The organism is Blautia sp. CAG:237 (assembly GCF_000436615.1).
Lineage (GTDB): Bacteria > Bacillota > Clostridia > Lachnospirales > Lachnospiraceae > Blautia_A > Blautia_A intestinihominis.
Genome location: NZ_FR886702.1, coordinates 305 through 11418, shown reverse-complemented (window position 1 = coordinate 11418; position 11114 = coordinate 305). Strand labels below are relative to the sequence as shown.

The window sequence follows — 11114 nt, the reverse complement described above, 5'->3', positions numbered from 1 at the left end:
GTCATTTGGATCTCCCCTTTTTCTTTAGTATAACATGGGAACATATAAATATCTATGATTACTTATGGGTCAAGTTAAGAGCTAAAGCAAGGGGTTTTACGACGCATTGGATAATATGAAATCGAAAAAATTACCATATTTGTCTTGGACAGATGTGGTAATTTTTTTGTGCATTTTTTGAAAATCTTTTATAATAGTATTAAAGATTTATATACAGAAATGAGGTGAAGCGAGCGTGAGTTTTAAAGAATGTCTGAACGAGTATATAAAACAAATTCAATGCACAGGTAAAGAACTGGCTGTCAGTAGTGGGATTTCAGAGACTGTTATCAGCAGATATCGTAAAGGAGAGAGGATGCCTTCTGCTGACAGCGAGTATCTCAAAAAACTATCTGATGGAATCATAAAGATAGCAGAGACCAAAATGATTCAGGATTTTAATGCAGAACAGGTATTTGAGAAATTACGTAAAAGTCTGATGACGGGCCAAAAGGAGTTGCATTTTGACAATCAAAAAGTAAATTTGCTGCTGACTGAGCTGGACATTAATATCTCAAAAATAGCTGCTTTTATGCATTATGATCCATCTTATCTGTCCAAGATACGAAATGGAAAAAGAAGTCTGGCACATTATTATCTGACCAGTCGTAAAGAGGAAGTAGCAGTCAGCAAAAAAAATATGGAATTCCTTCTGAAAAAAGCCAGTTCACTGATGGATATTTACAGAAAGGAACGAAGAAATAAGTTAAATATTTTTCTGGATGAAGATATGCATAAGGAAGGGCATCGGCGGAGAGTACTGGCAGCTCCATCATTGGGAACGATGTCGGAACAACTTTTGGAGAAGATCCTGAAGCGCAATGCAATTTGTGGAAATGAGCGGAAGATAGTTCTGGAATGTTATACAAAGCAAAAAGAAAGACTGGAAATGATCCTGAGTCATAGTACCGTGGAAGATGAGATTTCAGAAATCATTTCGGAAGAATATGAGAAATATCCATTGGTGCTTTCTCTTGCAGAGTGTTTCCTGGAAAAAGATATCCAGCTTTCATATGACGAATATCTTTCCGGAATAAGAGAAGCAGAGGCATATGCAGAAAATCACAAAAACTATACAGTCCATGTGACGCAGATGAAAGGTTTTCGCAATATTCAAATTACCTGCTTTGAAGGAAAATGGTGCATGGTATCCAAAAACAGAGCACCGGCTATCCATTTTGTTATACATCATCCGAAACTCAGATATGCACTGGAAAATATGACTTTGCCGATTCAGGACGGGAAGATGTAGAGAAAAAGGAGAGGAATATGAAACGGAAAAAAAGAGAAGCGTTTATAATGGCAGCTGTTGCAGGAAGTTTTGCGGTTAGTATGACTGGTCCGCAAGATATATGGGCACTGGGAAATAATGGAGGACGCTCATATAAAGTGCAGACTATACAGGACAGTTCAACGAGGAAAACCGCAGCCAGAGGTTATGTACCGATAGATTATACAGTAAGTGGGGATGTGACATGGTGTGGAAAGTGGCAGAGCGCTTCTGCTCCGGCACAGGTTTATCTGACTGCAATGAGTGCGGATCAGAACACGATATTTGGCTTTTATTCACCAGTGTCTTATGAGCATATGCTGGATTATTCAATGGGAGGTGTATCTTATAACCAGCACCAGGATGGTTGGTTTGATGCACAGACAATGGTGCCAATGTTACATTTTATGAAGGCAGAAGAATACTGTGATTATATGACAGAAAATATTCTGGATGGGAATCAGGCAGAATTACTCAGTCAGGCAGAGATTACACCGAGTCAGCAGAAAATGTTGGATGAATCGGCTAATTTAAACTATCAGCAAAATCAGCAACTGGTACAGGGAAGTGGATTTCAGGTAGATGGAAGTTATAGTGGAATGGCGGAGAGGACTTATGGACTTACCTTGGATCAGATACCGTTTCGGTTTACGATATTGACGACAACAAATGGAGTACAGCTTTCTTCGACAGCAGATATGATCTATACAACTGCACATACTGCTTTTGTCGCATGGGAATCGCCATTTACATTTTTTATGTTGACGCCGGAAAATGAATATGAAAACAGTTACGCGGATTTTGAGCAGTTTGTTTTGAATACAGCAATGACAGATCAGTTTGTGCAGGCCTTTATAGATGCAAGAACGCAGATCATGCAGTACAGTGGCAGTTCCAGTATGTCACAGATCGGAGATTACTGTCAGGACAGTGTCAGTGCATCGATAGGGAACGATTCTACTTACGATGCAGAACGTTTTACGGATTATATCTATTCACAGAACGATTATACATTGCCGGATGGAGAGCATGTAAAAATACCGACTTCTTATGATTATGTGTACGCAGATGATCTTGGAAATGTTTATGTATCTAATGGTACGGACCAACCGGCCGGAACCACACAGCTTTATCCAAATTGAAAGGAGGAACAGGAGCATGAAAAAAACAGCGCGCATAGGCAAAAAAGTAGTTACGTTTTTTGTAACAGCAGGTCTGGTGGCAGGAAGTGCCCTTCCAGTATATGCTGCAATGGTGGGAAGTATGGCAGTTGAAGAAAATACGGTTGTACAGTCAGAGTCAGAACAGATGCCTCAGGGAGATGTTATAGCATTGGATGATATAGGGATTTCTGTCCAGGTTTCTGATTATACTGCGATTCGCCAGGATGATGGATTTGTTTATATTTACGCGATGGCAGATGAGTCTATTCCTTATGTGATCATTGGAAAATATGATGCAGCGTCTGTTAACTTTGTGAATGAATTTACAAAGTATATGGCGGAAAACTACAGTGATCTGCAAGTATCAGAAGACATGGATACAGTAGAACTGGAAGGACGTATATTTACAAAAATTGGTTACACGTATACTACGAGCGGATATGTAGTACGTGACAGAAGACTTTTTTTCAGTGAAAATGATAGAACCTATATGTTTGGAACAAAAGAGATAGAGTCGCTGGGATATTACACAGGAGATATGCTGGAACAGGTGGCTGGAAGTATGGCTTATCTTGCCGGAGGTGACAGTGATTACGCAAATCATGTGGACAGTGAGCGTTCCGTGACAGGAGGCGCAGAAAAAACGCTGGAGGATATTCAACAGGCAGCCGATGATGCTGTACAGCAGGAACCTTCTTTAGCAAATAGTATCATTTCCGGTGGAACGGTTGGAAGTATTGTTGGAGCTGCGGGAAACAGTACAGAAGAGCATGCAGATGGAAGTGATATTGTTTTTGATGAGACAAAAGCATCGTATAGTGGAACGTGGGTTCCATTTCAGGATGGATTTCAGCTGTATCTTCCCAGTGATTGGAGTACGTATGAATTGACACAGGAAGACACAGATCAAGGCGTACTTTATATTGCCGGAGATACTTCCGGGATAGAAAATTCACCGGCAGTTTCCGTTGTCTGGGCGTACAGTGATGGGGCAGAAACATTGGAAGATATTGCAGCTGTAATTCAGAATAGCGATTTTCAGCTGGATGGTATTGTTACGATCAATACAATACTGACTTCATTAAGCCTTTAAAACCACTGGGGACAAAAACTACCGGGGACGGAGGTTGATGGTATTCAACTCCGTCTTCAGTGGCTTTAATATCGTCCCCGGTGGCTCTGCTCTTATAGAGGCAGCATGAGTGCGATCGTGCTGCCTTTCTCATTGCTTTCGAGCACTTTTACCTGTCCGCCATGCTGTCTGGCAATTTCGGTTACGAGGGCGAGTCCAAGACCGGCACCACCCATGGCACGGCTTCGGGATTTGTCTACGCGGAAAAACGGGGCGAAGATTTTTTCCTGATATTCAGGAGAAATTCCAATGCCGGTGTCAGAGATTTCAATGAAAGCACAGTCTGCCGGATGAGGCTGTGAAGAGGCATCCAGAATGACTTTTCCCGGATGGAGAGTTACAGTTACTTTTCCTGAAGGATGGTTATATTTGATAGCATTTTCCACGAGATTATACACAGCACGGTAGAGAAGAAGATAACTTCCGGTAACAGTACAGTCGCCATCTCTTTGGATCAATTCAATTTGCTTCTGCTCAGCCACTGAAGCCAGATCACAGAAAACTTCCTCTGTAAGCTCTGCCAGCGAAATTGTCTCAGAGCGTTCAACCGTCTGAATACCGGTCATATCGAGAAGAATCTCTGCCAGATGAGAAAGACGCCCGGTCTGTTCCTGAATCAAGGAGAAAATCTCCTGGTATTCTTCTATGGAAGGTGTCTTTTTGCGGGCAAAAACTTCCAGATTTGTCTGCATGACGGCAAGCGGAGTCCGAAGCTCATGTGCGGCACTGGCAGAAAACTGCTTCTGTGCAGTGAATGCATCATCCAGACGAGAGAGCATTTTATTAAAAGAAGCAGTCAACTGGGAAATTTCGTCATTACTGTCTGGTATTTCCAGAGATTCTGAAAGATTCTGCGCCTGTATTTTACCAATTTTTGTACTGAGGTCATGCAAAGGAGTCAGTGCACGGCGGCTGATGAAATAAGTTCCAATACTGCTTAGAAGAATAATAATGCCGGTAGCGATCATGCTTCTGATGCGAAATAAGTCTTTGGTCGCCTGCACCTGATTGGAAAGATCCGGAAACAATATGGATGGATCTACATTGAAAGTGATTGGTGTGGAGTCAGTTTTATTAATCTGTACGATGTAGCTTTCAAGATTTTCCATTCCGGTGACAGCGGAATTACTGATGAAAAAATACATCAGAATGCAGGTGACGGTTACAAGCAGAGTGATGAGCAAAGTCAGCCGCCACTGCAGGGAGCGTTTCTTCAGTGGATTTTTTATTGTATGATTTTCTTTCATTTCAGATCCTCCGTCAGAATATAGCCCTGTCCGATCCTATTCTGGATCGGATCATTGCCAAGAGCCGTGCGCAGCTTTTTGCGAAGGGCAGAAATATGGACACGTATGGAGTTGCTGAAGCTGTTGACGCTTCCGTCCCAGATATGTTCGATCAGTTCTTCCGAGCCGATGATACGATTCTGGTGAAGCATAAAATATTCCAGCAGTGCGGTTTCCTTCCGGGTGAGAGAAAGTTCTTCGTTGTTGATGCTGGCTTTTCTTGTACGGGTATCAAAGGTGATACGTCCGCATTTCAGGCAGATATTTTCCTGAATAAATTTTCGCCGTGTCAGGCTGCGGATCCGGGCTTCCAGTTCCTCGAAGTGAAAAGGCTTTGTCAGATAGTCATTTGCTCCAAGATCAAGTCCTTCTACTTTGTCCTGGATCTGTCCTCTGGCGGAAAGGATCAGAACAGGTGTGAAGGAGTTTATTTCCCGGAACTGCCGCAGGATTTCCAGACCATCTATGCCGGGAAGATTCAGATCCAGAAGAATCAGATCATAATTTTCGGTCAGGCACAATTCCAGTCCCTCATCTCCATCAAAACAGGTATCTGTTTCGTATCCATTCAGGCGAAGTCCCTCTGCAATCGAGCAGCAGAGCTGTTCTTCGTCTTCTATTACTAATATGTGCATAAGAAATCTCCTTTGTCAAATATGATGTCGGGGTTAAAATGCTTATAGTGAAACTCTGATATTATCATATCATGTTCCATATAAAATTCCCGTAAAAAATACAGGAATAAAAAGAAATTTTGATTTTTTTGATTTCTTAACAGAGATTTTATAGACAGGATGATATAATACGGTTACAGTAATCAAAGCGTGTATAATAAAAACACAAAACGATTTATAAATTACAGGACAAATATGAAGGGAGATATAAATATCATGAAATTCAGAATGAAAAAAATAACAGCACTTATGGCAGCAGCAGTATTGGGAGTATCTACATTTGGAAGTGTATCAGTAATGGCAGCAGAAAGTACAGAAGCAATGGCGGTTCCGGCAGACCAAGCCGGAATGGTGGCTGATGGAGATGCGGTTGCAGCAGATGGTGATGCAATTCCGTCAGATTTTATACAGGGTACTTTTAAACCATCTGAGACAACTGTGCAGGCACAGGATTCTTATGAGTATCCATTCCTTGGACTTAACATGAAACTTCCGGAGGAACTGCTTAAACAGATAAAAGCGCAGACCATTGCGATGATCACAAATGAAGTATGGAATGACAATGCAGATGCAATTAAATATGCATATATAAGCTGGAGCGAAATGACCGAGGAGCAGAAAGAGGCAGAGGTTGACAAGATGGGAACAGCATATGATGACTGGTACAATAGTCTTGCAAAAGTTGGAGCGATTGGAATCTATGACGAAGATTCTGAGAAAGAACTGGATAAGATCACAGGCTGCACAGAACACAAAGAAATCGGAAGCAGCAGTGATGGAAAGTATAAATATTATCTGAGCACTAATAAAGATGCAGATGAATCCCTGAAAAAAGAAGTGGAAGAAATTGATGTGACACTCACAGAGATGACACCATTCCAGAAGCTTTCCGCATTTGACCAGCCACAGGAGACAAGCAATGAAGGTGATTCTACAACTGTAGGCAAGTTTGAGACAAAAGGCGTTGATGGAAAAGATTATACAGAAAAAGTATTCAGCGATTATGATCTTACACTTGTGAATGTTTTTACTACCTGGTGTTCTCCATGTGTAAATGAGATTCCGGAGCTGGAAAAACTCTATGAAGAGATGAAGGAAAAAGGTGTTGGAGTTGTCGGTGTCGTTCTTGATACAGTGAGTGATGATGCCAAACAGAATGAGGATACAGTGAAAAAAGCCGGTGTTCTTCAGGAAAAGACAAAAGCCTCCTATCCGTTCCTGGTCCCGGATTCAACAATGATGAATGGACGTTTAAATGGTATCTCTGCTTTCCCGGAAACATTCTTTGTTGACAAAGAAGGAAATATTGTAGGAGAAACCTATTCAGGAAGCCATACACTGGACGAATGGAAAGAAATCGTAGAAAAAGAACTCAAGAACATTTCTAAATAATAAAGCGATTTTGACAGAAAGATAAGAAAAATGATGAAAAAAATAACAGATTCAAAGTGGATAGGTCCTGCGCTGGCGATTCTGGGAATCCTCTTGATGATATTTGGAATTTACCGGGGCGAAGTGGATGTAGTCTTTACAAAGGCAATTAATATCTGTATGGAGTGTATTGGAATTGGATAACAAAAAAATGAAAATTAATGAGTGGCCGCGCCATGGGATTCAGGCCCTGTGGGCGGCGCTTACAAACAGTCATGTTTCCGGATTTGTGACTGGAAAGATTTATACCGGAAAATTGAAAAATGTATGTGTTCCGGGGCTGAACTGCTATTCCTGCCCCGGGGCCACAGGTGCCTGTCCTATTGGTTCCTTTCAGGCAGTGATCGGTAGCTGGAATTTCAAAATGGCATATTATATAGTTGGATTTCTGATTTTTATCGGAGCTCTGCTGGGAAGACTTGTCTGTGGATTCCTCTGTCCGTTTGGACTGATCCAGGATCTTTTGAATAAGATTCCTTTTCCCAAAAAGATTCGGACATTCAGGGGAGATAAGCTGCTTCGTAAACTGAAATATGTGATTCTTCTGGTGTTTGTAGTTTTGATGCCATTATTTGTGGTGGATATTATGGGGCAGGGCTCCCCTTATTTCTGTAAGCTGATCTGTCCGGCAGGTACGCTGGAAGGCGGGCTTCCACTGGTGCTTTTGAATAAATCCATGCGCAGTGCAGTGGGATGGCTCTATGTGTGGAAGAATACGATCCTGGTGATCACAATCATACTCTCCATTATCATTTATCGGCCGTTCTGTAAATATATCTGTCCGTTGGGTGCTTTTTATTCTGTATTTAATAAAGTTTCTGTTTTCCGTTATCGAGTGGATGCAGAAAAATGCGTTCACTGTGGAAAATGTGCAAAAGCATGTCAGATGGAAGTAAATCCGGTGGAAAACCCGAACAGCTTAGAATGTATTCGCTGTGGAAGATGTAAAAAGATCTGTCCGACACAGGCAATTCAGTGTGGGACAAAAAGAAAATGAAATTTTTATATGGGCTTAATATCAGATGATAATCAATATTAAGCTTGTATAACTTCTTTTTTGGTATATAATACTATTAAAATCAAAAAAGAGGAGATTAGTTATGCCAGAAAAACATAAAAGAAAACATCTGACATCCTTTCAGATGATTATTTTAGGTTTTGCAGGAGTGATTCTTTTGGGATCACTCCTGCTTATGTTACCCGTCTCATCTGCGGAGAGAGTTGTAACGCCATTTGATCAGGCACTTTTTACTTCAACTTCTGCTGTATGTGTGACGGGTCTTGTTGTGCAGGACACAGGAAGCTACTGGTCAGGTTTTGGACAGGCAGTGATATTGCTGCTTATACAGACAGGCGGCCTGGGAGTTGTAACGGTTGCCGTTTCGGTGTTTATGCTGTCAGGACGAAAGATATCACTGATGCAGCGAAGTACCATGCAGGATGCCATCTCAGCACCAAAAGTCGGTGGTATTGTCCGCCTGACAAAGTTTATTCTGAGAGGAACGTTTCTGATCGAAGGAATTGGTGCGGTTTTGCTTCTTCCGATATTTTGCCGTGATTTTGGAATAAAAGGTATATGGATGTCGATTTTTCATTCCATATCGGCCTTTTGTAATGCGGGATTTGATATACTTGGTACCGCAGATAACACTTTTGTATCACTGAGTGGTTATGCCGGAAATTTCTGGTTAAATATAGTGATTATGCTTCTGATTATCATTGGTGGCATTGGTTTTCTTACATGGGATGATGTTTATACGAATAAACTCCGATTTAAACGTTATCGTATGCAGAGCAAGATTATTCTGTTAACGACCGCAATCCTGATTTTTGTCCCGGCGATCTTCTTTTTTGTCTGTGACTTTGGACAGGTATCGATTGGGAAACGGACGCTGTTATCGCTTTTTCAGTCTGTAACGACAAGAACGGCTGGTTTTAATACCGCAGATCTGTCATCGATGACTGAGGTGGGACAGGCGATCATGATACTTCTTATGCTAATGGGAGGATCACCAAGTTCTACAGCAGGTGGCATGAAAACAACGACAGTGGCAGTCCTGCTTTTGAATGCGTTTGCGACATTTCGAAGTCGTGAGGATGCGGGGGCTTTTGGAAGAAGATTCGACAGTCAGGTAATAAAAAATGCCGCAACGATAGCAATGCTGTACTTTGTATTGTTTTTCTTTGGAGGAATAACCATCAGTGTTTATGAAGGGCTTTCATTGCAGCTTTGTCTGTATGAGGCTGCTTCAGCAGTAGGAACCGTAGGACTTACTCTGGGAATCACACCGGGGCTTCATATCCTGTCACGACTGATACTGATCGTGCTTATGTATCTGGGACGTGTAGGAGGACTGACCCTGATCTATGCGGTAGTGTCCAGAAGAAATACAAATGCAAAAATGCCATTGGAAAAAATAACAGTTGGATAAAGGAGAGAGAGCATGAAGAATATTTTACTTATTGGTCTTGGACGATTTGGAAAACATATTGCAATGCAGCTGAATGAAATGGGACACGAAATCATGGCAGTGGATATCAATGAGGAGCGAGTCAACAGAATCCTTCCTTTTGTTACCAATGCCCAGATTGGAGACAGTACAGATGCCAGTTTCCTGGAATCACTGGGAATAGGAAATTTTGATATCTGCTTTGTTACCATTGGAGGCAGTTTTCAGAATTCGCTTGAGACAACATCATTATTAAAAGAACTGGGAGCAAATCTGGTAATTTCCCGGGCAGAGCGTGACGTACAGGAAAAATTCCTTTTACGGAATGGTGCAGACAGAGTCGTTTATCCTGAAAAACAGGTGGCAAAATGGGCATCTATCCGTTATGCGGATGATCATATCCTTGACTATATGGAAGTAGATGCGTCTCATGCGATCTTTGAAGTAGCAATCCCAGATGAATGGATTGGAAGATCTGTTGGAGAACTGGATATTCGAAGAAGATATAATATAAATATTCTTGCAGTAAAAAAAGAAAGAGAAGTCAGTGTGACAATTTCTGTAGATACAGTTCTTGAAGCTGACAGTACGCTTCTGGTTCTTGGAGATTATAAAGCAATTCAGAAATTTTTCCACATCTGATAACAGTGAATTAACAGACAGGTGAAAGAAGTGATTTTTAGGGGGAGAGAGTCATGATTTTTGGAATGACATATTTTCAGATATGCCTGTATTTTCTGGTTTATTCTTTTGGCGGCTGGGTTGTTGAAGTTATTTTTCATGCGGTAGCACTTGGAAAGGTTATAAACCGGGGATTTTTGAACGGACCGGTATGCCCTGTGTATGGATTCGGAGTGCTTTCTGTGTTTGCCATGCTCAATACGATCCAGAGTGGCGGACATCAGATGAATGATGCAATGATCTTTCTGTTTGGAATTATCCTTGCAACGGCAGTGGAGCTGATCGCCGGCTGGCTGCTGGATGTATGTTTTCATGCGAGATGGTGGGACTATTCAGATAAGCCGTTCAATTTCCACGGATATATCTGTCTGGAGTTTTCGCTGATCTGGGGACTTGCAATCGTTATGGTAGTAAAGGTTTTTCAGAAATATGTAGAAAGTCAGGCATCCCATACCCCGGCAACCTGGGAGTGGATCGTAATAGCTGTTTTATATGCAGTGTATCTGACAGACTTCATTGTGACGGTAGCAGTTATCCGTGGTCTGAACAAGAAACTTACCAAGCTGGATAAAGTCAGCTCAGATCTGAGGATCGTAAGCGACAAACTCAGTAATACTCTGGCAACGACCACGATCGACACTGCACAGAAGGTCGGTGAAGGTAAGGTACAGGCTGCACTTGCAAAAGCAGAACTCCTTGAGGCAACAGCCGCCCAGAAGGAAAAATCTATTGAAATGCTTCGCATGAAAAAATCAGAGCTTCAGGCACAGTTTGATGAACTGTCCAGTTCCATCACAAACCATACTGTATTTGGCCAGGGTCGAATCATCAAAGCTTTCCCGGAGATGAAACACAGAGATTACTTTGAACTGATCCAGGAACTGAAGAAGAAACTGAAGTAGAGCTACTTGCATGATCGCGAAGGTGTTAAGCGGTGTAAGAAAATAAAGAATTCCTTTATTGATGATGAAAATACCGCCAGTGAAAT

Annotated in this window: 11 protein-coding genes; 9 read left to right on the top strand and 2 right to left on the bottom strand. The window is 41.7% G+C overall.

What is annotated here, in order from left to right; translation table 11 throughout:
- Window positions 1-235 precede the first annotated feature (235 nt).
- The 3 genes from QZL69_RS03290 to QZL69_RS03280 are packed head-to-tail and all read left to right on the top strand — an operon-like array spanning window position 236 to window position 3565.
- A complete protein-coding gene (locus tag QZL69_RS03290; protein ID WP_022213796.1) occupies window positions 236-1291 on the top strand; it encodes a helix-turn-helix domain-containing protein in 1056 nt (351 codons plus the stop codon).
- Window positions 1292-1308: 17 nt separating this feature from the next.
- Window positions 1309-2451 carry a hypothetical protein gene (locus tag QZL69_RS03285; protein ID WP_022213795.1) on the top strand — a complete coding sequence of 381 codons (1143 nt, stop codon included), beginning with the start codon at window positions 1309-1311 and terminating at the stop codon, window positions 2449-2451.
- A gap of 16 nt (window positions 2452-2467) precedes the next feature.
- Complete coding sequence (locus tag QZL69_RS03280; protein WP_022213794.1) at window positions 2468-3565, top strand: hypothetical protein; 1098 nt, start codon at window positions 2468-2470, stop codon at window positions 3563-3565.
- A 92-nt stretch (window positions 3566-3657) separates the two neighbouring features.
- On the opposite strand, the gene QZL69_RS03275 is transcribed toward QZL69_RS03280, so the two are convergent.
- Window positions 3658-4851, bottom strand: a complete 1194-nt coding sequence (locus QZL69_RS03275; protein WP_022213793.1) for a sensor histidine kinase — start codon at window positions 4849-4851, stop codon at window positions 3658-3660.
- A complete protein-coding gene (locus QZL69_RS03270; RefSeq protein ID WP_022213792.1) occupies window positions 4848-5525 on the bottom strand; it encodes a response regulator transcription factor in 678 nt (225 codons plus the stop codon). Before QZL69_RS03270 ends, QZL69_RS03275 begins: the two co-directional genes overlap by 4 nt.
- A gap of 255 nt (window positions 5526-5780) precedes the next feature.
- Here QZL69_RS03270 and QZL69_RS03265 point away from each other — a divergent pair, with 255 nt between their 5' ends.
- From QZL69_RS03265 to QZL69_RS03240, 6 genes are all read left to right on the top strand, one after another.
- Entirely contained in the window at window positions 5781-6956 is a 1176-nt protein-coding gene (locus tag QZL69_RS03265) for a TlpA family protein disulfide reductase (RefSeq protein ID WP_291518062.1), read from the top strand.
- A 30-nt stretch (window positions 6957-6986) separates the two neighbouring features.
- Window positions 6987-7139 carry a CD1871A family CXXC motif-containing protein gene (locus QZL69_RS03260; protein WP_005426325.1) on the top strand — a complete coding sequence of 51 codons (153 nt, stop codon included), beginning with the start codon at window positions 6987-6989 and terminating at the stop codon, window positions 7137-7139.
- Window positions 7140-7146: 7 nt separating this feature from the next.
- On the top strand, window positions 7147-7992 hold the full coding sequence (locus tag QZL69_RS03255) for a 4Fe-4S binding protein (RefSeq protein ID WP_022213790.1): 846 nt from the start codon (window positions 7147-7149) through the stop codon (window positions 7990-7992).
- 70 nt (window positions 7993-8062) lie between these two features.
- Entirely contained in the window at window positions 8063-9427 is a 1365-nt protein-coding gene (locus QZL69_RS03250) for a TrkH family potassium uptake protein (RefSeq protein WP_255420418.1), read from the top strand.
- A 12-nt stretch (window positions 9428-9439) separates the two neighbouring features.
- Entirely contained in the window at window positions 9440-10087 is a 648-nt protein-coding gene (locus tag QZL69_RS03245; protein WP_022213788.1) for a potassium channel family protein, read from the top strand.
- A 53-nt stretch (window positions 10088-10140) separates the two neighbouring features.
- The gene (locus tag QZL69_RS03240; protein ID WP_022213787.1) at window positions 10141-11028 is read left to right on the top strand and encodes a putative ABC transporter permease; all 888 of its coding nucleotides are present in this window, start codon (window positions 10141-10143) and stop codon (window positions 11026-11028) included.
- The last annotated feature ends 86 nt before the right edge of the window (window positions 11029-11114 follow it).